Origin of the sequence: Alteromonas algae (genome assembly GCF_049117195.1) — a bacterium.
Classification (GTDB): domain Bacteria; phylum Pseudomonadota; class Gammaproteobacteria; order Enterobacterales; family Alteromonadaceae; genus Alteromonas.
In genome coordinates this window covers 1,231,577-1,257,075 of sequence record NZ_CP185260.1, presented here as the reverse complement: position 1 = coordinate 1,257,075, position 25,499 = coordinate 1,231,577, and the positions used below count along the sequence as shown (strand labels likewise).

The 25,499-nt window shown below is 44.5% G+C and carries 20 protein-coding genes; 18 read left to right on the top strand and 2 right to left on the bottom strand.

Features of this window, described 5'->3' with window-relative positions; translation table 11 throughout:
• Positions 1 to 3 precede the first annotated feature (3 nt).
• From ACOJRU_RS05620 to ACOJRU_RS05545, 16 genes are all read left to right on the top strand, one after another.
• A complete protein-coding gene (locus ACOJRU_RS05620; protein ID WP_421134060.1) occupies positions 4 to 966 on the top strand; it encodes a DUF58 domain-containing protein in 963 nt (320 codons plus the stop codon).
• Positions 966 to 1,535: a DUF4381 domain-containing protein gene (locus ACOJRU_RS05615; RefSeq protein ID WP_421134059.1), complete on the top strand. Its 570-nt coding sequence runs from the start codon at positions 966 to 968 to the stop codon at positions 1,533 to 1,535. The genes ACOJRU_RS05620 and ACOJRU_RS05615 overlap by 1 nt, the downstream gene beginning before the upstream one ends.
• Positions 1,528 to 2,568 carry a vWA domain-containing protein gene (locus tag ACOJRU_RS05610; protein ID WP_421134058.1) on the top strand — a complete coding sequence of 347 codons (1,041 nt, stop codon included), beginning with the start codon at positions 1,528 to 1,530 and terminating at the stop codon, positions 2,566 to 2,568. The genes ACOJRU_RS05615 and ACOJRU_RS05610 overlap by 8 nt, the downstream gene beginning before the upstream one ends.
• The gene (locus ACOJRU_RS05605) at positions 2,565 to 4,502 is read left to right on the top strand and encodes a vWA domain-containing protein (RefSeq protein ID WP_421134057.1); all 1,938 of its coding nucleotides are present in this window, start codon (positions 2,565 to 2,567) and stop codon (positions 4,500 to 4,502) included. The genes ACOJRU_RS05610 and ACOJRU_RS05605 overlap by 4 nt, the downstream gene beginning before the upstream one ends.
• Positions 4,503 to 6,281, top strand: a complete 1,779-nt coding sequence (locus ACOJRU_RS05600; RefSeq protein WP_421134056.1) for a BatD family protein — start codon at positions 4,503 to 4,505, stop codon at positions 6,279 to 6,281.
• A 101-nt stretch (positions 6,282 to 6,382) separates the two neighbouring features.
• Complete coding sequence (locus ACOJRU_RS05595; protein WP_421134055.1) at positions 6,383 to 8,233, top strand: DUF885 domain-containing protein; 1,851 nt, start codon at positions 6,383 to 6,385, stop codon at positions 8,231 to 8,233.
• A gap of 108 nt (positions 8,234 to 8,341) precedes the next feature.
• Complete coding sequence (locus tag ACOJRU_RS05590) at positions 8,342 to 8,899, top strand: sigma-70 family RNA polymerase sigma factor (RefSeq protein WP_421134054.1); 558 nt, start codon at positions 8,342 to 8,344, stop codon at positions 8,897 to 8,899.
• Positions 8,892 to 9,596: a DUF3379 family protein gene (locus ACOJRU_RS05585; protein WP_421134053.1), complete on the top strand. Its 705-nt coding sequence runs from the start codon at positions 8,892 to 8,894 to the stop codon at positions 9,594 to 9,596. The genes ACOJRU_RS05590 and ACOJRU_RS05585 overlap by 8 nt, the downstream gene beginning before the upstream one ends.
• A gap of 220 nt (positions 9,597 to 9,816) precedes the next feature.
• Positions 9,817 to 11,754, top strand: coding sequence for a GGDEF domain-containing protein (locus ACOJRU_RS05580; RefSeq protein WP_421134052.1), 1,938 nt, complete (start codon positions 9,817 to 9,819; stop codon positions 11,752 to 11,754).
• Between the two features lie 133 nt (positions 11,755 to 11,887).
• Positions 11,888 to 13,396, top strand: a complete 1,509-nt coding sequence (gene putP, locus ACOJRU_RS05575; protein ID WP_421134051.1) for a sodium/proline symporter PutP — start codon at positions 11,888 to 11,890, stop codon at positions 13,394 to 13,396.
• Positions 13,397 to 13,645: 249 nt separating this feature from the next.
• Positions 13,646 to 14,560, top strand: a complete 915-nt coding sequence (cysD, locus tag ACOJRU_RS05570; protein ID WP_421134050.1) for a sulfate adenylyltransferase subunit CysD — start codon at positions 13,646 to 13,648, stop codon at positions 14,558 to 14,560.
• Positions 14,560 to 15,156 (top strand): adenylyl-sulfate kinase, encoded by a 597-nt coding sequence (gene cysC / locus ACOJRU_RS05565; RefSeq protein ID WP_421134049.1) that lies wholly within the window; start codon positions 14,560 to 14,562, stop codon positions 15,154 to 15,156. The genes cysD and cysC overlap by 1 nt, the downstream gene beginning before the upstream one ends.
• Positions 15,156 to 15,947, top strand: a complete 792-nt coding sequence (gene cysQ, locus ACOJRU_RS05560) for a 3'(2'),5'-bisphosphate nucleotidase CysQ (RefSeq protein ID WP_421134048.1) — start codon at positions 15,156 to 15,158, stop codon at positions 15,945 to 15,947. Before cysC ends, cysQ begins: the two co-directional genes overlap by 1 nt.
• A 1-nt stretch (position 15,948) precedes the next feature.
• A complete protein-coding gene (gene cysN, locus ACOJRU_RS05555; protein ID WP_421134047.1) occupies positions 15,949 to 17,364 on the top strand; it encodes a sulfate adenylyltransferase subunit CysN in 1,416 nt (471 codons plus the stop codon).
• A 15-nt stretch (positions 17,365 to 17,379) separates the two neighbouring features.
• A complete protein-coding gene (locus ACOJRU_RS05550) occupies positions 17,380 to 19,107 on the top strand; it encodes an SLC13 family permease (RefSeq protein ID WP_421134046.1) in 1,728 nt (575 codons plus the stop codon).
• A 187-nt stretch (positions 19,108 to 19,294) separates the two neighbouring features.
• Complete coding sequence (locus ACOJRU_RS05545) at positions 19,295 to 19,996, top strand: YIP1 family protein (protein WP_421134045.1); 702 nt, start codon at positions 19,295 to 19,297, stop codon at positions 19,994 to 19,996.
• 21 nt (positions 19,997 to 20,017) lie between these two features.
• On the opposite strand, the gene ACOJRU_RS05540 is transcribed toward ACOJRU_RS05545, so the two are convergent.
• Positions 20,018 to 20,878 carry a DUF3025 domain-containing protein gene (locus ACOJRU_RS05540; RefSeq protein ID WP_421134044.1) on the bottom strand — a complete coding sequence of 287 codons (861 nt, stop codon included), beginning with the start codon at positions 20,876 to 20,878 and terminating at the stop codon, positions 20,018 to 20,020.
• Between the two features lie 70 nt (positions 20,879 to 20,948).
• Here ACOJRU_RS05540 and ACOJRU_RS05535 point away from each other — a divergent pair, with 70 nt between their 5' ends.
• A complete protein-coding gene (locus ACOJRU_RS05535; protein ID WP_421134043.1) occupies positions 20,949 to 22,607 on the top strand; it encodes a M28 family metallopeptidase in 1,659 nt (552 codons plus the stop codon).
• Positions 22,608 to 22,705: 98 nt separating this feature from the next.
• Here ACOJRU_RS05535 and ACOJRU_RS05530 read toward each other — a convergent pair whose 3' ends face one another.
• The gene (locus tag ACOJRU_RS05530) at positions 22,706 to 23,488 is read right to left on the bottom strand and encodes an RMD1 family protein (protein ID WP_421134042.1); all 783 of its coding nucleotides are present in this window, start codon (positions 23,486 to 23,488) and stop codon (positions 22,706 to 22,708) included.
• Between the two features lie 334 nt (positions 23,489 to 23,822).
• On the opposite strand from ACOJRU_RS05530, the gene asnB reads away from it, so the two are divergent.
• On the top strand, positions 23,823 to 25,496 hold the full coding sequence (gene asnB, locus ACOJRU_RS05525) for an asparagine synthase B (RefSeq protein ID WP_421134041.1): 1,674 nt from the start codon (positions 23,823 to 23,825) through the stop codon (positions 25,494 to 25,496).
• The last annotated feature ends 3 nt before the right edge of the window (positions 25,497 to 25,499 follow it).

The following is a 25,499-nucleotide window of genomic DNA, read 5'->3' as shown; positions in this document are numbered from 1 at the left end:
GCTATGCTGAATGTCGAAACTCAACTTGCTAAATTGCAAAGTGATGGTGTGAATCTTTCCACTGCCGAGTTGCTGCGCTATCAGCAACTCTCCTCGCTATTTAGTCTAACTCCAAAGCGTATGCCTCAAGCTAAGTTGGCTGGTAGTTACTTGACCAAACATAAAGGTCGAGGGATGGAATTTGATGAAGCTCGACACTATCAGGCCGGCGACGACATTCGCGCCATTGATTGGCGCGTGACAGCAAGAACAGGAAAGACCCATACGAAAATATACCGGGAAGAACGAGAACGTCCTGTTTTTTTATTTTGTGATTTTCTTCCTTCCATGTTGATTGGCACGCAGTTACTGACCAAAGCGGTTCAGGCGGCACATGTAAGTGCTCTTATTAGTTGGTCTGCTGCCGCCCGAGGCGACAAAGTAGGTGCGTTGGTATTTAACCAAAATCAGCACCAGGAAGTTAAACCGCTTACGCGAAAACGTGCCGTTCTTCGTGTTTGTCACGAACTTACGTCGTTGCATCAACAAAGCAGAATGATGACACCAAACGCTGAAAAAGACAGACAGGCATTTAGTGATGCGTGCGCAAGAGCGAGACGTTTGGCTCGCCCCGGAAGCCTTGTTTATGTTGTTTCTGATTTTCAACATTTAAGTGCCATGGCCGTTCAGCATTTAAGCCAACTATCTCGGCACTGCGAGGTGCGTGGGATTGTTGTCGATGACCCTATTGAACATAGCTTGCCACAGGCAAAAACGGTCCAACAAGTGAGCGTGTCTGATGGAATTAGCCAGCAGCAATGGCTGCTCGGAGATAGCAACGAGCAACGACGCTACCAAGCCTGGCGTGAACAGCAAAAAGACGCCATCGCCACGCAGCTGCGAAAAGCTAACGTTTCACGATATGCTATATCCGCTGGTGTTGCGCTAGACAAGCAGTTGCTAGAAATGCAACAGGAGCAACGCTGATGCAAGCATTACCTGGTCAGCAACCGCAACAAAGCCCAGTTCAGGGCATGCCTATGCCACAAGATCCTCTCGCAGATTTGCAAGATATTGATATTCCAACAGGGGTAAACTGGTGGCCACTTGATTGGGGGTGGTGGTGTCTATTAGTGGTTGTTGTCCTGATCGTTACACTTGTGCTCATGACATGGAAGAAACGTCGAGAACGCAATAAAGCGAGAAAAGAAGCGCTCGTTTTGATAGACAAAGTCTCTTCTACCGATGCGCAGTGGCCGCTGACAATAAACAGCATATTGAAGCGTGTGATGATAACGTATGCGTCGCCTGAATCGGTTGCCAGTATGCACGGCCGTGAATGGACAACATCATTGTTACAGTGCGTGAACGATAAGCAAAAAACAAAAATCGAACCGGGCTTAGATGCGCTGCAACGCCTTCTATATCAACCCACTGTTAACGATAACGACTTTTTGACGATACAAGCAGCGGTGCGTTATTGGCTACGGCACGCACAATTTACCTATAATGCCTTGCCCGTCGCTAGCGTAAAACAGGAGGCACACCATGCTTGAGTTTACGTGGTGGTGGGTGTTTTTCGCGCTTCCCTTCCCTTTCTTATTGAGGCTGTTACTGCCCGCTAAAGATACACCGACGTTGGCTGCGCTCAAGGTACCAACGCTTCGCCCAAGTGATACCGTTATACAGACAACACCAAACGGAAATAAAGCATGGCCTCTATTATTTGCTTCACTTATTTGGATATTGCTGATTACTGCTACCGCAAGGCCACAATGGTTAGGAGAACCAGTCAGTATTCCTAATGAAGGTCGTGAAATGATGTTGGCTGTTGACCTCTCGGGAAGCATGAAAATTGACGACATGCAGATAAATGGTCGACAAGTTAACCGACTGGATATGACAAAGTCGGTGGTATATGACTTTATTCAGCGTCGCGTGGGTGATCGAATAGGCCTTATTTTGTTTGCCGACACGGCCTATGTACAAGCCCCGTTGACGTATGACCGCGATACCGTATCAACGCTGTTAAGCGAATCGGTAATTGGGCTTGTGGGTGAACAAACTGCTATCGGGGACGCCATTGGGCTAGCCGTTAAACGCTTTGACGCCAGAGATGAATCCAATAACGTACTTATTTTGCTTACTGACGGCCAAAACACAGCCGGAAACATTACGCCAGAGCAAGCGAAAACGTTAGCGATCAGTAAAAACGTTAAAGTATACACCGTCGGTGTAGGCGCAGATAAAATGATGATCCAAAGCTTCTTTGGCAGCCGTCAAATAAACCCTTCTCAAGAATTAGATGAAGATATGCTCTCAGACATTGCCACATCTACTGGCGGAAAATACTTTAGAGCGCGCAACGCTGACGAATTACAGTCTATTTATGCCCAGCTCGATATGCTTGAACCCATCGAAGGCGAGTCTAGAAAGATGCGGCCCTTAACAGCATTATTTTATTACCCACTTGCAGCAGCATTATTGCTTTCTTTTTTATGGGTTTTATCATTTTTCGTTATTTCGGTTTATCGAAGAGCCACTTCCAGATTCAATGATGCGGCACAGCGCAGCGGAGACTCAGTATGATGGACGGTGTTTTTCAACAACTACTTGCGAATTTTCATTTTCTAAGGCCGGTATACTTTTTAGCGCTGATACCACTTTTAGCGTTGTACCTGTGGCTACGTAACGCTGCCGCAAAGCAGTCCGGTTGGCAATCTGTTATTCCAGCCCACTTATACCAACATATGTTAATTGGTAGAACGATAAAAGGTAAAAAGCCGCCGTTATGGATAGTGGCATTGACGTGGATAGTAGCCGTTGTTGCCCTAGCTGGCCCTACGTGGGAAAGGCTCCCCCAACCTGTCTATCAAGTAAAAATGGGGCACGTGATTGTATTGGACATGTCACTTTCCATGCGCGCCACCGATATGACACCCGACAGACTAACGCGGGCGAAATATAAGACTATTGATTTGGTCAATGCTATCAGCGAAGGTGAAATGGGGCTTGTTGCCTATGCCGGCGATGCTTTTGTTATAAGCCCTTTGACACAAGATGTAGCGACGATTACCACGCTACTCCCCAGTTTATCGCCAGAAATCATGCCAGTAGCAGGCAGCGACCCCTTGTTAGGGATTCAACGCGCCGCTGAGCTTCTCTCTAGCGCAGGCTATTCCAACGGAATGATTTATTGGATTACCGACGGTATTGAGTTTGCGCAGCAACAAGAACTTCAGGAATATGTTTCCTCGTTGCCATTCACCGTGCATGCATTAGCCGTAGGAACGCAAGAAGGTGCTCCTATTAGGCAAGCAAGTGGCGAATTATTAAAAGACGCCTCGGGCAGCATCGTTATACCAAAACTAAACCCATCAGCCGTTAACGGTATCGTGAAAGCAAGTGGCGGCAAGTTTCAGCTATTTAGCGCGAATGATTCCGATATCGCTGCGCTCTCTTCCGTGTCGTTACTTGACAGAGAAGGTGACGAAGAAAACGAAAATAATATGAGTGGTGACCAATGGAAAGAGGTAGGCCCCTATTTACTGTTGCTTTTACTGCCTTTTGCCATGTATGCCTTTAGGAAAGGGCTTGTCTTTGTCGTTGTTATTGGCGTGCTGACTTCTGTAGCCCCCAAAAACACTTACGCTCAAGACATGGACACAACAACATCATCTAAAACCAACACTCTCGCTTGGTGGAAAAAGCCCTTCGTTAATAACGACCAAGAGGGGCTAGCTAATTATGAACAGAACAATTATACCAACGCAGCCACCCTGTTTGAATCGAACGCGTGGAAAGGTGCCGCCCAATATAAAGCGGGAGACTACGAGGCCGCTTATGAAACCTTTTCACAGGTTGATGGTGCAATGGGGCTTTACAATCAGGGTAATGCATTAGCGAAGCTTGGCAAATTAAACGATGCGATAGCGAAATACGAAGAGGTATTGCGCATTGAACCAGAACATCAAGGCGCCCAGTCAAACAAAGCATTGGTTGAAGACTTACTTGAACAACAAAAACAATCCGAACAAGACCAAAGTTCTGAAACAGAAAGTCAGGATAGCGGAGACCAAAGCGACAGCGGCCAGCAGGAGCAAAGCGACCAGAACGCTGAGGGTGATAACGACGGGAATAGCGAAAAACAGCAGCAAGGGGGGGAACAAGAGGGCCCACAAAACAACGGTCAACCCCAGCAAGAACAAGCTGACGCTAGCAATGAGAACCACGATGCCGAGCAAAACGAAAATGGACAGCAATCTGAAACTGATGCCAATAACGAAGAGCAGGCTCGCCCTACTCCGTCTGAAACAAACGATGAAAATGGCGAAAATGCTGAGCAACAGGTTGTTTCGCCAAGTGAACAACTCACCGACGAAGAAAAAGAAGAGATGCAACGTATGGAAAATCTAATGCGACGTGTTCCAGATGATCCTGCCTTTTTACTGAAACGAAAAATGCTTTTAGAAGCACAAAAACGAAATCGACAGCGCATGCCATCAAACCGGAGTGATTGGTAAATGAAAGCATTACTACTCTCTACGCGACTTATTACATTTATTTTTGTCTGCATGATAAGTTTCGATTCATTAGCAGACGTGAATGCCGTAGAAGCAACAATAGATAGAAACCCCGTCATGGTAGATGAAGCGATTAGGCTTACTATCACCGCAGACGGCAGTGCAGAAAGAGACGCCTTTGATAGTGCATCATTACTTAAAGATTTTGTCGTAGGTCGCACGTCGGTTAGTAGTCAAACGTCCATTGTAAATTTTGATACCAAAAGAACAACGACTTGGACAACGACACTTTTTCCAAGAAAAGAGGGAACATTTACCATCCCGGCGTTTTCTATTGAAGGTAAACAAACGTCTCCTATTCAGGTAAAAGTAATACCGATACAACAATCGGGGAACGTTGCGAGAGATTATTTTGTCACAACCGATATTGACGTGACTGAGTCATATTTAAATCAGCAGTTGCTTTACACCGTAAAATTGTTTTTATCGAGCAGTATTGAGCGTGGCAGTCTTCAAGCCCCTGAAATGCCTAATGCGGAAATTAAACAGCTGGGGGAGGATAAACAATATACTGATATCGTAAACGGTAGACGATATCAAATTATTGAACGTGACTTTGCCGTGATCCCGCAAGCGTCCGGCGAATTCACATTGCGCGGCCCGATATTTTCCGGTGAGGTCATGGCTGCAAACACAAACCAACGGTTCGGTTTTTTTAATAGAACCCAACAGGTTAATCGTGTCGGGCCAGACATCACGATTACGGTTAAACCTATCCCTAAAGATATAGATTACCCTTGGTTACCGTCAGAAATGGTCAGGATTGATGAGGAATGGCCACAAGATGAGCGCTTTGTGGTAGGAGAACCTGTCACCCGAATTATTACGCTCACTGCGCTTGGCGTTGTAGAACAGCAATTGCCAGAAATCCCTGAATTCTACCCACCAGACTTTAAGCTATACCCAGATCAATCGACTACCACGACAGTAGAACGGGACGGCAACTTAATTGCACAGAGACAAACCTCCATTGCCATTATTCCAACCACTGTCGGCACAACCGTACTTCCGGATATCACTGTACCGTGGTTTAACACGCTCACTGGTAAAACCGAATACGCAACCATTCCTGCACGCAGCATAACGGTGGTTCCCAATAGTACTCAAAATACAAAAACACCACCGACAGGCATGAATGTGCCAGATGAGCAAAACGACGACACTGTCACAGAAACCGAGGCGCCACCACAACAAGCAATGGATAGGGAAAACGGGTCTGTCAGCGCAGAATTAGCGTCGCTGTGGCGCATCATCTATGCACTAAGCGCTGTCAGCATCCTATTATTATTAGCTTTACTGGTAACGTACTTGGTAATGCGAAAACGCCGCGTATTGGTGACGCGTCAGCCTATTGGCGCTATTAGCGGCAAGCGCGACTCGGATAGCAAAAAGGAAAAACACGCGTTAGACAATGTAATGAAAGCAATAAAAGCAAAACAACCAGATGCGATTAGTCATGCATTGCAAGCGTGGATGGCAACCATTAGCGATGAGAAAAAAGCGCAATACACGCCTTCTGATTACGATGTTACCGCTGGTATTCAAGCGCCATTTAACCAACTTCAGCAATTACGGTTTTCAGAACATAAAGCGCAGCATGCAGACCTTGACGAGGTACTACAAGCGCTTTCTAGTGCGGTTAAACATGCTCGTTTATTGTGGCAGCAGAGTAACGCAAAGAAACCAAATCGGTTGTCTACCTTGTATCCTGCGTCATAAAACGCAGCAAGGTTGAATAACTGCCTAAGTAGTGTAAACCAAAAGAACAATAAAAAGTGGCGACACCAATAATGCCACTTCCACGAAACCGGGGAGATGTTATGAAACCAACAATAATGAAATTATCACCGATAGCGGCTGCACTATTTGCTATTGCGGCTTGTTCACCGGCAACGGACACTGCTAACACAGCAACGTCTCAGGTTGCTACTGAAAATGCTGCGTCGCAGAGTGAGTCAGAAAAACTCAGTGCGTTTTTTGAAAACGCCTTTAACGAAGATTTAAAACGCTCTCCCCTATTTCAAAGCTACCTCGGTAAAAAGTGGGATTATGATAAATGGGATGACATCAGTGATGCTGAATCTGATAAAAGCGTTGAGATAGCTAAAAAACGTTTATCTACACTTGCTACTTTTGACGCCAGTAAACTCAGTGAGCAAGAACAGCTCAGTTTACGACTGTACAAACTAGGCATCGAACGAAACTTAGCCAACGATGCATTTCGTCACCATCGCTACATAGTCCATCAATTTCGTGCAGCGCATACACAAGTCCCAAGCTTTCTAATCAATATACATCGCGTATCGTCGAAAGAAGACGCGCAGGCCTATATTGGGCGTCTTAATGGTGTAAACCAATACTTCGACCAAGTTATTGACCAAATGAAGGCAAGAGAAGCACTAGGCGTATTCCCACCTGCATGGTCTTACGATCAAATGATAGAGGCTTCTAAAAATGTCATTACCGGAGCGCCCTTCGAAGAAAATGGTGACCCGTCAACGATTTTAGAGGACTTTCAATCCAAAGTTGCAACGCTAGCATTAAGTGATGAGGAAAAAGACCAATTAATCGCTGAAGCAAACACGGCATTGGTGCGTTCAGTGATGCCAGCGTACCAAAAACTCATTGCAGAACTTACGCATCAGCGAGCACTCACTCCCGAGGGAGACGGTGTCTGGCGCTTACCAGACGGCGAAGCATGGTATCAAAATCGCCTTAATTGGTTCACAACAACCGATTTGACCGCTGATGAAGTGCATAAAATTGGCGTAGATAATGTCGAGCGTATCCATAACGCTATGCGAGACATTATGAAGGAAGTAGGCTTTGAAGGTACGCTTCAAGAGTTCTTCGTGTTTATGCGTGAAGATGACCAATTTTACCTTCCTGCAACGGCCGAAGGACGTCAAAAATACTTAGACGATGCAAAACAAGCCATCGACGATATGCGCGATGCATTACCGGCTTATTTTGGCATACTGCCGGAAGCACCAATGGTGGTAAAACGCGTTGAGGCATTTCGCGAGCAATCTGCTGGTAAAGCGTTCTATCAAAGTCCTGCCCAAGACGGCAGTCGACCTGGCATATACTACGCAAACCTATTCGATATGAAGGCAATGCCTACCTATCAACTAGAAGCACTTGCGTACCACGAAGGTATTCCCGGTCATCATATGCAACGTACTATTGCACAAGAACTTGAAGGCGTACCTCAATTCCAGAAATTCCTAAGCTTTACCGCTTATACCGAAGGCTGGGGTTTATATACCGAAGAATTGGCAAAAGATATGGGCTTTTATAAAGACCCTTATTCTGACTTTGGTCGTTTAGCGATGGAGTTATGGCGAGCATGCCGATTAGTGGTTGATACCGGCATTCATGCAAAACAATGGTCGCGCGAAAAAGCGATAGCCTATCTTATTGAGAACACACCCAACCCTCAATATGATGCAGAAAAAGCCATCGAACGCTATATTGCCATGCCAGGTCAGGCAACGGCTTACATGATAGGTAAGCTCAAAATTATGGAGCTACGAGAAAAAGCCATGACTGAGCTAGGCGATAAGTTTGATTGGGCTGGGTTCCATGACGAGATCTTAAAGTATGGCCCTGTTCCCTTATCGGTATTAGAAGAGAATATCGACAAATGGATTACCAGCAAACAAGCATAATAATTTAAAAATAAGTATTACGTTACAATGAGCGCTGCACCTTTTGACTGATAGAAAGGTGCAGTTTTTTTATGCAATAATGAAAAAAATACTATTTGACGAATTTTTATGTTTGCACGAAATAAAACTGACAACGGTCGGGTCTTATCAGGTATGAAAGCAAAACACCAAAGATACGAAGCGTTAGTTAAAGCGTTTCACACCGACATTTATCGCTATGCGTACTGGTTAGTAAAAGATCGGAGCGTGGCTGAAGACATCGTGCAAGAAACATTTTTGAGGGCGTGGCGTTCTCTTGATGCCCTTAATGATGAGAAAGCGGCTAAGTCTTGGCTAATTACAATATTGCGACGAGAGAATGCGCGACGGTTCGAGCGAAAACAGTTCGATACGGTAGATATTGATGATGAGCATATTCATGACGACACGCAGCAAGCCGACGTAGATATACACAACCGCGATTTGCATCGTTTGCTCGGAGGCCTTAGCGATGAGTACAGAGAGCCTTTGGTGCTGCAGCTAATTTTTGGATTCAGTGGAGAGGAAATCGCTGTCCAACTCGGGTTGAACAAGAATACCGTAATGACAAGGTTGTTTAGGGCAAGAAGCCAATTGAAAGAAACATTAGAAAGACAGAATGAACAGAGAGGTCGTGTAAATGGATGAGTTAGAATTTAGACGCAGAATATATGCCGATCCAAATACGACTGACAGTGACGTAGTTGAAGCAGCGAAAGCTGATAGTAACAAGCGCGATTTTTGGAACGAGCAGAAGCAGTTAGACACGCAGCTAAAGCAAGCTGCAAAAGTAGAAGTGCCTGAAGATTTAGTTAATAAATTAATATGGCAGCAATCAGCTGACGAGTTTAGTCGTTACAAACGTAAAAGCCGATGGTATATGGCATTGGCTGCGTCGGTGGCCTTTACGGTAGGTATTGGTTTTACTATGTGGTATCACCAGCCTGTGAGCCTTGGTGGGCAAGCACTAGCACACATGCAGTATGCCGAAACAGAGCGTGCTCACACTTTATTACCGGTTAATTTAGAGATGGTAAATGCGAAACTAGCCAGTTTCGGCGCAAGCTTTACAGACGATATCGGCAAAGTGGAAGTGGCCAACTATTGTCATTTGAGTACAGTAAGAAGTTTGCACCTAATTCTGGACACACCTGAAGGTAAAATGTCGGTATTTATTGTACCAGAACGCAGCGACATCCGTGTTCCAGCTGAATTTGAGGACAAGCAATACCGAGGCGAAAGCCTAACACTTCAGCGTGCTAGCATCATGGTGGTTGGTGATAAAAATGCGGATTTAGATAATATGAAAAAATCAGTCGCAGAGAGAATTCGCTTTTCCGCTTAACTATTGAGCGCGTAGTTTGATGTTTTAGAACCACAAAAATTCGGCCTCCTTGGCCGTTTTTTTTGGGGGAGTGTGCCCCACCATCTTTCAGCTTCACACCATTACAGCGTTTTTTAACGTGATTTTTAGTCTACATCTACTTTATAATTTGCCTACTCTGCGCGTAACGCCCTATGTGTTCTTTACGCTCCAGTCACAATACAAATCGATATTGAAGTTAATGAAGTATTTAGTGAAGTGTTCCTGTTTGTTCTCTCGCCTCCCTGTTTTAGGTTTGTGGTTAAGTGTACTCATTTGCCCGCCTTCATTTGCCGCCTCACAAATAGAGACATTGCAGCGATATAGTAACCTTGTCGCGACATCTATTTATGACTGGAATTCCCCCAGTGGGTTGGCTAATGATGAAATCGCAAATGAACTAGACGCATCAGGAATACACAGCGACAAAACACATTTAGGTGTGGTGTTCAGACATATATTGGCATCGATTACGGCCGCAGAAACCGATGGTCCAAGGCTACCTATCGTAGTACACACCCCTGTTGTAGAAAGAGATTGGGAAGCGCTAAAAGCGCTAGACCTTCACACTTACAGCGCCAATCGCGCATATTACATCTTTGCCACGTCTGCCGGTCAGGCTAATACTCGCCTTGAACGGGTTCAAATCAGCATTCCTAAACTCCGAAAGTTGAAGTATGAACTACTTAACAGCGGCAACAAAACTGCTATTGCAACCGCTAGTATGTGGCTTGCAATGGAGCTTAACGTGCAAATGCCGCTGCAAGCAGTATCAGAAATAAACTATGCATTACCTTATTTAGGGCTCGCTAATGACGCTAGAAAGTTAGAGACCTTGTTAGATAAAGTTGTCGCGCATAAATTTTTGGGGCAGTTGTACTACGAATTAAATATTAACAACCGCGCTTATAAGCATGCTAAACGCGTCATAGCCTTGAAGGATGAAACTGCCATCGAAGTCGATGATTATGCATCGATAGTTAACCCACTAAATAAAATGGAAAGGTACGACGAAGGTCTTGCAACTGCAATCGAGGCAGAGGCACTCGCTATTAAAAATAACAACAAGGTTGAGTTGATACTAGCAAAGGCATTACGCATGAGCATCCACAGTAACCGACAGGCGCAGGGCGATATTGAGGAGGTTGTTAAGATTGCGCAGTCAATACAATCACTCTATTCAGAAAATACTCCTGTAGAGCCGGAAACCTATTTGACGATAAGCAAACTGATGCAACTCTCGCTTGATGGCAGCGAACATGCATTTAAGCGTGAAATTAAAAAGTATCGTGAGGAAGTTGAAACTCGCCTCGCTGGGAAAGAGTTCAATACGCCAGAGAGCATTCATTTGCATGAAAACCTAAGCTTATTCTATTCCCTTCGAGGTGATTTCAAAACCGCATTTTATCATCAAAAAAATGCACAACGAGCCTCAATAAAAAACAGGATAACCCGTTTTGAAGATCTTCGCACTATTGAACAAGATCCGCTGTCGAGGGACGTTGAATTCATTAAATTACAAAAAGCAAAGCTTTCTATCTTACAGGCGTCTTCAGAGCAAAAGCATCAACGCTTAACGACGCTTATTTTCGCACTTTTGGCCCTTATTCTTACTGCCTTTGTAATAATTTTATGGCGAAAACAACGTCGTAGCACCTACTATGCGAACACAGACCCCCTAACCGGCGCACTTACTCGACGAGCGATGTTAACGGCATTATCGAAATCTCTGGAAGAGGGAAAAGTATCAAGCATCGTATTAATGGACCTTGACCGTTTTAAATATGTTAATGATACCCACGGTCATCTTGTGGGAGATGAAGTACTGCGCTTTTTCTGCGACACCGTGCATTCAGCAATTCGAAAATCAGACAAATTATGTCGGTACGGTGGCGAAGAGTTCTTACTATTATTGGATGGAGCGTCAAAAAGCGTGGCAGAGAAAGTGCTTAATCAAGTTCGCGTGTCAATGAAGGCAAAACACACGTGGAAGCAGACCGATAAGCACTTTACTGTGAGCTTTTCAGCAGGGCTCATCGAGCTTGAAGGTATTCAAAATATTCAAACCGTCATCAAACAGTGTGATGATTTGCTGTACAGTGCAAAACGTAAAGGCCGAGACCGTCATGAATCTCAATAACACAATACGTAACCTGTAACTCAGTGCAATCTTTACAAATACACACCGGTTAAATATTAACCAATTAAAAATACTGTCATGGTGAGTGCTGCGCATAGGTGTTAGCATTAAATAAAAACTATAAGGGAGCACTATGGCAACCGGTACAATAATATCGTTAGGGTTATATTTCATTGTAATGCTTGGCATTGGATTGTTTGCATTTAGGCAAACTGATACCAACGTTGAAGGTTACATGCTTGGCGGTCGGCAACTCGGTCCTGGGGTAACGGCATTATCAGCAGGCGCTTCGGATATGAGCGGCTGGATGCTAATGGGTCTACCTGGCGCCATGTACGTTTCTGGGCTATCTGCCGGTTGGATTGCCGTAGGCTTAACACTCGGCGCATTTGCCAATTATATCTTGGTGGCCCCTCGCCTTCGTATTTATACTGAAGTCGCGAACAACTCCATTACATTACCCGATTACTTTGAAAATCGTTTTGCCGATAATTCAAGACTTCTTCGCGTCATTGCCTCTATCGTTATTGTCGTATTCTTTACGTTGTACACTTCATCAGGCGTCGTGGCGGGCGGGAAGCTATTTGAAACCTCATTCGGGCTTAGCTATGAAGTTGGACTCTACGTCACTGCTGGCGTGGTGGTGGCATACACCTTGGTGGGCGGCTTTATGGCTGTGAGCATGACTGACTTCGTTCAAGGCTGTATTATGTTCGTGTCATTAGTCATGGTACCCGCCGTTGTTATTAGTGAGCTTGGGGGCGTAGGGGCATCGATTGATGCGCTTGATACTATTAATCCTGCCCTGTTTAATGCTTTCATCGATGCATCCACCAACGAAACACTTACCTTCGTTGGTATTGTCTCATTAATGTCCTGGGGATTAGGTTACTTCGGTCAGCCCCATATTATTGTTCGTTTTATGGCTATTCGCTCTGTCGATGATATCCCTACCGCAAGAAATATAGGCATGAGTTGGATGATTGTTTCAATTATCGGCGCGCTCATGACAGGGTTGTTCGGCCTTGCCTATGTATCAGGTAATGGCAACGAAATAGATCCAGAAACTGTGTTTATTTATCTGTCACAAATTCTCTTCCACCCCTTAATTGGCGGTTTCTTATTAGCCGCTATTCTCGCCGCGATAATGAGCACCATATCATCGCAGCTCTTAGTAACTTCAAGCTCTCTGACGAGCGACTTTTATCAAGCTTTTCTACGTCGCGATGCGTCAGACAAAGAACTTGTTATCGCAGGCCGCGTTAGTGTGGTCGCCGTTGCACTCGTTGCTATTTATCTAGCCTATGACAGAGACAGCACTATTTTAACGTTGGTCAGTAACGCCTGGGCAGGCTTCGGCGCGGCATTTGGCCCGTTGGTATTGTTTAGCTTGTTTAAACGCGAAATGACACGACGCGCCGCTTTAGGCGGGATGATAGTAGGTGCAGTCACCGTCTTACTGTGGATTTACTTGCCGGTCACCATTGACGGAGCGCCTTTAGGTAGTTGGATGTACGAAATTGTTCCAGGGTTTATTCTATCTAGTCTTACTATTATTATTCTAAGCAAATCTGGCACGCCTCGAAAAGGGGTCACAGATACCTATGATATTTTCGAGCAAAAACTTAATGCTAGGAAGTAATTAATCGATAAAAAAAGCCCCGCATAGTGTTGCTATCGCGGGGCTTTTTGTTAACCGGCACCGTTTTAAAGGGTAGAAAAATCATGCCTTATGCCAATTTAATCGAGGTTTTAAATTTTTAGTAATAAGTTGGGCATTTTAAATAGCTAAATCGCATACTACATTTGAAACTAACTGTGGTATCTTTCTATGCAGAAAAACAACCCGCATATAACTTTTTTATATATAACATAAATATCGGACTTCAAAATGACTGCTAGTATCCCGTCTGTTACGCATTTGAAACAACTCGAAGCCGAGAGCATCCAAATCTTCCGAGAGGTAGCCGCTGAGTTTGAAAACCCAGTAATGCTTTATTCGGTTGGTAAAGACTCTTCTGTTTTGCTTCATCTCGCGCGCAAAGCGTTTGCGCCTGGAAAAATCCCCTTTCCTTTATTACACGTTGATACCACGTGGAAATTTGGCGAAATGATAAAGTTTCGAGACGAACAAGCGAAGAAACATGGTTTCGATTTGCTTGTTCATATTAACGAAGAAGGTGTAGAGCACGGTGTGGGGCCATTTTCACATGGTTCAGCAAAGCATACTGATATCATGAAGACCCAATCTCTTAAGCAAGCGCTCAACAAATATAAATTTGATGCCGCTTTCGGTGGTGCTCGCCGCGACGAAGAGAAGTCTCGCGCCAAAGAGCGCGTTTATTCATTCCGTGATGAAAACCACCGATGGGACCCTAAAAATCAGCGCCCAGAATTGTGGAACATTTATAATTCACAAGTAAATAAAGGTGAGAGCATCCGTGTATTTCCTATGTCGAACTGGACTGAGCTTGATATCTGGCAGTACATTTACCTAGAAAACATCGATATCCCTCAGCTGTACTTGTCTAAACCTCGTCCTGTCGTCGAGCGTGACGGTGTTCTTATCATGGTTGATGATGACCGCATGCCATTGGAAGAAGGTGAAGTTCCTGAAATGCGTTCGGTGAGATTTAGAACACTTGGTTGCTATCCGCTTACCGGTGCAGTTGAGTCTGAAGCAGCAACGCTTCCTGAAGTTATTCAAGAAATGCTGCTTACCAAAACCTCTGAACGTCAGGGACGCGTTATCGACCACGACAGCGCAGGTTCTATGGAGAAGAAGAAAATGGAAGGGTATTTCTAATGACCACAGACAACGTTGTTTGGCATAAACACGAGGTCAACAAATCCACTCGCTCTGGCAAGCTAGGTCAAACGCCTCGCGTGTTCTGGCTTACAGGGTTGAGCGGCTCTGGCAAATCAACACTGGCAAACTTGCTTGAGAAAAAGCTGCACGAGCAGAACAAACACACCTATTTACTAGACGGCGATAACATTCGTCACGGGTTGTGTGGTGATTTAGGTTTTAGCGATAAAGACCGCGTTGAAAATATTCGCCGCATTAGTGAAGTAGCCAAACTATTTGTTGATGCAGGAACACTTGTGCTTACCGCTTTTATCTCACCGTTTAAGACCGACCGCGACTACTGCCGCAGCTTAATGGATGATGGTGAGTTCGTAGAAATATTTGTTGATACACCACTTGCCGTGTGTGAAAAACGCGACCCTAAAGGCTTATACAAAAAGGCACGCAGCGGTGAAATCAAAGACTTCACCGGCATCGATTCGGCCTATGAAGCCCCGGAAGCACCCGAAGTGCACTTAACTTATCAGGATGAATCAGCAGAGCAGACCGCTGAACGCTTGTATGCTTTGCTTCAAGAAAAAGGATTGGTGTAATGACACTGCCTATTAATTCTCTTGCACAAAACGTGCTTCGCATTGCCAAAGAGGCAGGTGATAAAATTATGGCGATTTATGAAAATGATTTCGCCATTTACGAAAAACAAGATACTAGCCCGCTTACCGAAGCCGACCTTGCAGCGCATAACGTTATTGTGAATGCCCTTGAGGCGGAATCTGACTTGCCTATTCTTTCAGAAGAGTCAGCTGACATTTCTTGGGATGAGCGTAAAACATGGTCATCGTACTGGTTAGTAGACCCGCTAGACGGCACGAAAGAATTTATTAAGAAAAACGGTGAGTTTACGGTAAATATTGCACTTATCGAAAACGGCAAGCCAACCATGGGTGTCGTTTATGCGCCAGCACTTAACAAAAGCTACGTAGGCATTGTTGGTGAAGGTGCATGGACCGAAGTGAACGGCGAATTTACCGCCATATCAGCGCGAAAACACGACGGTGCTGAAGTGTGGAAAATTGTGGGTAGTCGTTCTCACCAAAGCCCTGAAATTCAAAACTTACTGGCACAGTTAAACGGTGAAACCGAGCTTGTCGCTATGGGCAGTTCACTAAAGCTTTGTTTAGTCGCCGAGGGCGCAGCACACCTTTACCCTCGTTTAGGCCCAACGTCGGAGTGGGATACGGGAGCCGCACACGCTGTTGCACTTGCCGCAGGTGCGAACGTAACGGTCCTAAACCCAGATAACCCTTTAGATGAAAATGCTGAGGCGCTTACCTATAACCAAAAAGCATCAGTATTAAACCCCTTTTTCCTTGTGAGCGCATAACATGAACAACGAAAACGAATTATTAAGACAAGATATTCTGTCTTACCTAGAGCAACACGAAAAGAAAGACATGCTACGTTTCCTAACTTGCGGCAGCGTGGATGATGGTAAAAGCACACTAATTGGTCGCCTATTACATGATTCAAAGATGATTTATGAAGATCAGCTTGCTGCAATCACGAAAGATAGTAAGAAAGTGGGCACCACGGGTGAGAAAGTAGACTTAGCATTATTGGTAGACGGTCTGCAATCAGAGCGTGAGCAAGGCATTACTATCGACGTAGCTTACCGTTACTTCTCGACTGAAAAACGTAAGTTTATTATTGCCGACACCCCAGGACATGAGCAATACACTCGAAATATGGTAACGGGCGCATCAACTTGCGACCTTGCGATCATTCTTGTGGATGCGCGAGGCGGCGTAAAAGTGCAAACTAAGCGTCATTCATTTTTAGTTTCGTTACTTGGTATAAAGCACGTTATTGTTGCAATCAATAAAATGGACTTAATGGATTACTCTGAATCAGTGTACAACCAAATTCAGGAAGACTATCTGAAGTTTGCTGAACAGCTTGATATCCCAGATATTCAGTTTATCCCACTTTCAGCACTTGAAGGCGATAACGTTGTAGGTTTGAGCGAGAACACCCCATGGTTCGATGGCGTACCGCTAATGCAAATGTTGGAAGACATTGAAATAGGCGAAGACGATAACCAAGAAGACTTCCGCTTCCCTGTGCAGTATGTTACGCGTCCAAACTTAGACTTTCGTGGCTTTGCTGGCACAGTAGTATCTGGTCAAGTAGCCCCAGGCGACGAAATCACAGCGCTGCCATCAGGTAAAAAGTCCAAAGTAAAACAAGTTGTGACATTTGAAGGCGACTTAGAACGCGCTTATGTTCCGCAAGCAGTGACACTGACACTTGAAGACGAGATTGATATTTCTCGTGGAGACATGATTGTTAAATCTGACAATCTACCGCTATTGTCTACGCAATTTAAAACGCATTTGGTGTGGATGTCTGAAGAACCATTGATGCCGAATAAACAGTATTTGTTTAAGTTTGCGACAAAATCAACACCCGGAGTCGTTGCGCATATCGATAATCAAATAGACGTAAACACGCTTGAAGAAAAAGATGCAATGCACCTAAATCTAAATGAAATAGGTGTTGTTGATGTGAAATTCACCCAACCAATTGCCTGTGACCCCTACAAGCGAAACCGCCCTACTGGCTCATTTATCGTTATTGATAGATTAACCAATGGTACGGTGGGTGCAGGGATGATTATCGATCACATTGCTAGCGATGCACAGCATACCTCGCCAAACTTCTCAGAGTTTGAGCTTGAGTTTAATACGCTTGTTCGTAAGCACTTCCCGCACTGGAACGCTGTAGACATTAGTAAGCTCTAATAGGACTGGATCTTAATGGATATTACCCAGTTCATCGTACTGGCGATTTTCGCCAGTACGATTTTTGCGTTAATATTTACCAACCAACGCCCTTCTACCGTGTTTTCAGGCACGGTGTTAGGCTTGCTGGTTACTCAACAATTATCAATGGACGACATACTGTTGAACTTAACAAATAAGGGGCTAATCACCCTTATTTTATTGCTTTTAGTCAGCAGTGCCATTGACAAAACTGCGCTCATCAAGCGCCTTGGAAGAAAATTAGTCACGTCGAGCTTTACCGCCTCATACTGGCGATTGTTCTCGCTCACGTTTATTTCCTCTGCCTTGCTCAATAATACAGCCATTGTGGCAAGCCTTATTGGCCCAGTAAAACAAAACCAATATCATCCGGCATCGCGCCTTTTAATTCCGTTGTCGTATGCGGCAATCTTGGGTGGTACCGTGACGCTTATCGGTACCTCTACCAACCTGATTGTCGACAGTTTTTTACAAGAACATGGCCACCCTGGCTTTAGCTTTTTCGACTTTACGCTTTATGGGTTAGTGGCGGGCATTAGCTGTGGCGTACTAATGTTCTTTCTTTTACCTTTGCTACCGCATATCACCAACAAAGACAATCGCTATCACGCCTACATGGTCGAAGCAAAAGTAGAACCTGACTCAGAGCTAATTGGTAAAACGGTAGAGCAAAACCATTTGCGTAATTTACCAGAGCTGTTTCTTGTTGAAGTCGTTCGTGATGGAAATCTTATCTCTCCGGTCAGCCCAGACTTGGTTATCATGGAAAAAGATAAACTTATCTTTTCAGGCAATGTACAAAAGCTTGATAGCCTTAGTCATATCAAAGGGCTAAGTATGTTTGCCGAAAGCGACGGCGTAATGCGCGACAGCCTCACTGAAGTTGTTATTGCAAACCGTGCGCAAGTTATTGGACAAACAATAAAAAGTTTAGGCTTTCGCGCATTGTTTGATGCTGCCGTTGTCGCCATTAGACGTGATGGAGAGCAACTGTCGGGCAAGCTCGGAGAAATAAAGCTTAAATCAGGTGATTTTTTATTACTTGCAACCGGTCCCGACTTCGCAACACGCCAAAATATAAGTAAAAACTTCTTTGTTCTTACTGAACAAAAGATTGCGCGCCCTCTTACCAACAAGCAAGAGTGGATTACCCTAGGTGGCTTTTTGACCACGGTAACGCTAGCTGCGATGAATATCATTTCACTGGCGATAGGGCTGTTGTTTTTAGCCGCCGTCTTAATTGGCTTTCGTGTTACCTCAAATGGCGAAATGAAACGCAATTTACCGCTTAACCTAATTATCGTGATTGTCGGGGCGCTAAGTTTAGCGACTGCACTTGAGTCATCTGGCGTCATTATATTAATCACTCAAGCATTGATGCCGCTGCTTTCCGGTACAGATTGGTTCATTGCGCTAGTGACGGTTTATTTAGTGACCCTGTTGCTAACCGAATTTGTTACCAACAACGCAGCTGCCGCATTGATGTTTCCGTTTGCCTATGGGCTAGTCGACATTATTGGCGCTCCACTTATGCCATTTGCATTAGCGGTTGCATTTGCCGCAAGCGCCAGCTTCATTTCGCCTTTTGGTTATCAAACTAACCTCCTTGTGTTTAATGCCGCCGACTATCGCTTTAAACACTTTATAAAGATAGGCTTACCGATTTCATTAACGTATAGCACAATAGTGCTGTGCTTATTGAATTATACTTATCTGACATAAGCAAACGATTGCTTGCATGACCCAGGTAAAATGTTCAACGATGATAAAAGCCAGTAAATTTGCTGGCTTTTATTTTTTAGGTGACACATATTGTAACTAATTTGTGCCGCACGCTTTAGTGCGACGATGCTGCACTTACTTTATTATTATCAACAACATATTTTTCACTCTATTTTTGGAGCAGGGAATGCAAACGGTTACGAACCCTTTTCAAGCGTGTAATGACATATTCTTTAAACCTAACGGCGTATTCAAAGCAGTAGGTGAGAGAAGCAACTGGAGCTGGCTTCCTTTCATGTTGGTCATGCTCATTGCGGTATCATCACAGTATCTTTACATTAACTTTGTTGATATTGAGTGGTTCGCCAATGCTAACATTGCCGCTAAAGGTGATATGAGCCCGGCAGAAGAGGATCAAATGCGCGCCTTCTTCACCCGCAACACCATGATGATGTCGAATATTATTGGCATATTCTTTGGCCTTATTATCGTCAATGCTATTTCTGCTGCTTACCTAAATATAATGACGCGATCTGACGACAGCCATGTCTTTGGCTTTACCGATTGGTACGGGTTCACGTGGTGGGTGTCTATGCCTTACGTGTTAACAGGCCTTATATCAGTAGTGTTACTTCTTTTCGCCGGAGATCATCAGGTTTCGCCATCAGTGCTTGCGCCCCTTTCTCTTGCTTATATTTTTAATATTGATATGGCGTCGACGTGGTTTGCGCTTGCGCAATCAATGCGCATAGAGTTGTTCCTCGGTATCTATCTCACTACGGTAGGCATTGCTCAGTGGACATCGTTTACGACGAAAAAAGCGTTCACCATTGCTGCTGCGCCTTATGCTATTATTTACGGCATATGGTGCATTGTTGCGTTGTTTTAATCGCAACAAACAGGCCGGTAATTAGAGCGGAAGCTGAACACTTGCTTTCGCTCCATTTCTTAACGGCCTGAAGTAATCCTCATTTTGATAAAACGTCTCTGACTGTTCACGATGCCAGCCTGGTACACCTAATAATGGAATTGGCTTTAACAGCGGTGAACGGGTAAAGTTTCCCAAAACACTGATACGTTCAACCATCGCTTCATCTACCACTTTCCTTTGCTCCCAGTACGATAAATCTGAAAACCCGTTGGCAACCCTTACTGCCAACCATTTGCCAGTAAGCCCCTCAAAAGGTGATAGCATCATTTCCAGGTTCGCATGCCCGAAAATAAATGGGTGAACGCTACGTTCCCAATAATGCTTTTTGTCAATAAAGACTTCTCGCCATTCGTGCGATGCGAGTGAATGCAAAAATGAATTACCATCATCCTCAAAATCCGTCCCCTCTTCCATCGCTAAAACAACCCCGCATTCATCAAAGTGCGTAATACGGTTTCGCCTAGGTGATCGAGGATGTATACCAGCTTCAGCGATATCTGACATATGCAATGCATTGAGCAACGTTTTTGTATTCGGGAACTGCAACCATATCAATGCATTAAAGAGGTCGTGCCAATTCCTCTCTCGTGTGGGCACCGTCGCGTCTTGTGAGATTATCGCTTCGTAATATCGGCTATCGTCTTGTTCAAATTTACTTTGCCCTTTAAAGGTTGGTGCACTCCACGAGCCATAGTAACGTTTAATCAGCTTGTTAAGCGTGACATCATTAGGAAAATCAGAAAGCGATGATAGCGACATGGCTTCGAGTAAACGTACGACAGGTGGTGCGGCATGGGCCTTTAGGAAATTCATATCCCAATCAATAACATTTGAGTGCATAACAACTATTGGTTCGTGTTCCGGTTTTCTCTATACTGGAACGCTATTGTAGAGCAAACTGAGACTAACAATGAAAAAAATGTTTTTGCCTTTACTGATACCTGCCGTTATCGGCGTCAGTGCATGTACTCCTAACGAAACAGCATCATCGAGCACCGTAAAAGACGTGTCGGAAGCTTCAAACTTCGATTCGGTTTACGATGCAATAAGCGATGCAGACATAAGAGAGCCACTTAAAATTCTCGCTTCTGATGAATTTGAAGGTCGACTTCCTACCACTGAGGGTGAAAAGAAGACCCTTGACTACCTAATTAGCGAATTTGAGGCGGCGGGTTTGCAGCCTGGCAACGGCGATAGCTTCTTACAACAAGTAGAGTTAATGGAAATAACGGCCGGCACTGATATGGCTATGACCATTGGCGATAATACTTTTGTGTACAAAGACGATATGGTCGCCTCATCGAAGCGTGAGCAAGATAGCGTATCGCTTGAGAACTCAGAATTGGTATTTGTGGGCTATGGTGTCAATGCCCCTGAGTATAACTGGAACGACTATGCTGGGCTTGACGTAAAAGGCAAAACAGTCGTCATCCTCATCAATGACCCTGGTTTTGAAAACCCCAATAGCGGCAAGTTCCAAGGTACCACGATGACCTACTATGGTCGCTGGAGCTATAAATATGAGGAAGCAAGCCGACAAGGCGCAGCGGGCGCAATCATCGTTCATGAAACAGCACCAGCATCTTACGGGTGGTCGGTTGTCGCCAATAGTTGGAGTGGTCCACAGTATGGCTTAGTCAGCAAAGATAAGGGCGCAAGTCGCGTAGCAGTTGAGGGCTGGTTGACTAAAAGCGCCGCAGAAAAAGTATTTGCTGATGCAGGCTTAGACTTCTCCAAAGAAAAAGCAAAAGCGATGAAAGGCCCTTATCATGCGCCACTGGGACTATCTGCGTCGATCACCGTCAATAATACGTTTAAAAAGTCGTTGAGCCACAATGTTATTGCAACCTTACCGGGGAGCGACAAGCCAGATGAGCATGTTATTTACACGGCACACTGGGATCATTTAGGTAAGGATGAAAGCAAAGAAGGCGACCAAATATACAACGGCGCACACGATAACGCGACAGGCACTGCCGCTATTCTTGCAATGGCAAAAGCCTATGCAAACCTTACCCCAGCGCCTAAACGCTCTGTCTCGTTTTTGGTGGTTACCGCAGAAGAACAAGGGTTGTTAGGCAGTAAATATTATGCAAGTAACCCTGTTATTGCTATCGATAAAACGGTTGCAAACATCAACATGGACGCCATGAATGTCCTAGGGAAAACCAAGAATGTTGCTGTTGTAGGGATGGGGAAATCTGAGCTTGAAAAGTATTTAAAAGCAGCTGCGCAAAAACAAGGGCGAACCATAACCAGAGAAGATAGACCTGAAGCCGGATACTACTACCGTTCGGATCACTTTAGCTTTGCCAAACAAGGGGTCCCTGCCCTTTACGCTGAGGGCGGAAATGAGCCCGCAGACGACGAGACTGCAAAGTATCGCAAGCGCATGAATGTAATTGTTACGGGCTGCTATCACCAGGTATGTGACGAGTACCGTGATGATTGGGATTTAAGCGGTATTGTGCAAGACACACAAATGCTTTTTGATGTGGGCGTAGGTGTCGCAAATGCTGACATGTGGCCGAAATGGAATGAAAGTAGCGAGTTTCAGCGTAATTATTAACCTTACGCTTTGTGTCCGTTAAAATGAAAAGCCCCGCATAGTCGGGGCTTTTTATCGATGTCTTGACTATAGCGCTAAACGAATAGACTAATAACACGTTACATTAGTATCGCTTTTAGTTCTTCCGCGCCGAAGGTCGCTATTTCAAATGCAATTAAGATAATAATAATCCACTCTAAAAACGATGAATGCTTATGATTTAAATCATCGGCTAACATTTCAAACAGCTCATGAATCACATCAAGCTTGTTAGACAGTAATTCTACTCGCGGTCGAATATCTAAATAGCGAGAGGTTGCACTGTAAGCATATTCGTACTCGGGGTACTCCCAGAAAAATTCTGGGGTATCTAATAAACCGTAATGTAAAAATATATCGCTCTTGGTACTGAATAAATGGCCCCGCACCTTTGCCAGTGCTTTTCTGCCAAGCTTAATCTTTCCAGTTTCAGCAAGCGTGTGAGGTAGATACGCATATTGAGAAATAGTATCTTGCGCCTTTTGCTCATACTCGTTGAGTTTGATCGACTGGGCTAAGCCATGACTTACCGACAAGCGTAGCAGCACATCGTTGCTCGACAGTGTGATAAGGTCTTGCTGTAATTTCAATGCCTCGCTGTTCACACTGAAGCGCAGATGTTCTTGGTGTTGCCCTTTCAACACCGACTCACTCACGTGTAATCGATGCAATAGCGCAAGCTTCTCGTCTTCGTCAACGCCCCAAAATACGATAACACCGTACTCAAATAACCAGGCTTCCCCGCCGGTCACATCAATTTGTACTGCATCTCGGTAACGAGAACCAAGGCTTCCCATTAACTCAGATGATGCACTGAAGTGGGGAATTATAAATACCGATACCCTGTCATTTGAAAATTGCATATATCATACCGTTGAAAGAATAAAACGGCCGGATTATGCGCTTAAATACAGGGTTGGAATAGCAGTTTAATGCATCAAAAAAATGATGGTGACGATACTAATTTCTTATCCTTGTTAGGATGGTATTTCTCATTATTTGAACAAATTACGTAAAAAGGAATAAGAATTTCCATTTTCTCATCATAATAGGGTTGCAATTTCCTGTCAGACTGGCACATTCAAGGGGAAGCGAATGGTAAAAACAAAAACAACACATCCGCCCGCTCACTCGTGAGTAATCCCCGACAGAAAATCTCATTATTTTTTCAACAAGTGAACAGAGAGAACTCGTTTTATGTGTGGTATTTTCGGTATCCTCGATATCAAAACCGATGTGTCTGAACTCAGAACCCAAGCCCTGGATTTTTCTAAACTATTGCGCCACCGTGGCCCTGACTGGTCGGGTATCTGGAATAATGACAATACCGTTCTTTGTCATGAGAGATTGGCCATTGTCGACGTAGATACAGGGGCACAGCCTCTTATCAGTCAGAATGATAAGCAAGTACTTGCGGTTAATGGTGAAATTTACAACCACAAGCAGCTTGCTGAAGCATTAGATACACCCTATCCATTCAAAACACGCTCTGACTGTGAAGTCATTTTGCCTTTGTTCCAACAAAAAGGCATAGACTTCATTGACGATCTTGAAGGGATGTTTGCATTTATTCTTTATGATGAAGAACAAGATGCATACCTCATTGCCCGTGACCATATAGGTATCATTCCGCTATACACGGGTTACGATGAACATGGTAACTTCTATGTATCATCAGAAATGAAAGCATTAGCGCCTATCTGTAAAACGATAAGTGAATTTCCTCCAGGCCACTATCTGTGGAGTAAGGATGGAAAAATCACGAAGTATTACAAGCGTGATTGGATGCAATATGATGCAGTTAAAGATAACACGACCAATTTAGACGATTTGCGAGTCGCCTTTGAAAAAGCGGTTAAGTCACACATGATGTCCGACGTGCCGTATGCGGTATTGCTATCAGGTGGCCTTGACTCTTCATTAGTGTCTGCGGTTGCAGCCCAATACGTCGCTAAACGCGTAGAAGATGAAGACAAAACGGATGCTTGGTGGCCCCGTTTACACAGTTTCGCTGTTGGCCTAGAAGGTGCGCCTGATTTACAAGCAGCGAAGAAAGTAGCTGATATGATAGGCACGGTGCATCACGAAATTCACTTTACAATCCAAGAAGGTTTGGATGCGATTCGTGATGTTATTTACCACCTAGAAACCTACGACACCACAACTATCCGTGCAGCCACGCCGATGTATCTTATGACGCGTAAAATCAAAGCGATGGGTATTAAGATGGTGTTATCAGGCGAAGGGGCAGATGAAATCTTCGGTGGTTATCTCTATTTCCATAAAGCGCCTAATGCAAAAGAGTTTCATGAAGAGACTGTTCGTAAACTTGACCGCCTTCACATGTTCGATTGTGCTCGTGCAAATAAAGCCACATCAGCGTGGGGTGTAGAAGCTCGTGTACCCTTCCTCGATAAAAACTTTATTGATGTAGCGATGCGCTTAAACCCTCAAGACAAAATGTGTATTGATGGCAAAATGGAGAAGTGGATCCTTCGTAAAGCCTTCGATAATGGCGAGACACTTCCAGCAGAAGTGCTATGGCGCCAAAAAGAACAATTTGGTGATGGCGTAGGGTACTCTTGGATTGATTCAATTCGTGATTTTGTTGACGCTGAAGTTGCTGATCAACAACTAGCCTCAGCAGAGTTCCGCTTTCCCGTTAATACACCAGACACCAAAGAAGGGTATTACTACCGTACTATTTTTGAAGGATACTTCCCTCAAGAGAGCGCTGCAAAGTGTGTACCTGGCGGTAAATCAATTGCATGCAGTACCGTGGAAGCCTTGGAATGGGACGAGAGCTTTAAAAATAACGCCGATCCCTCGGGCCGTTCAATGAAAGATGTTCACGCAGGCGGTAAATCATAACCC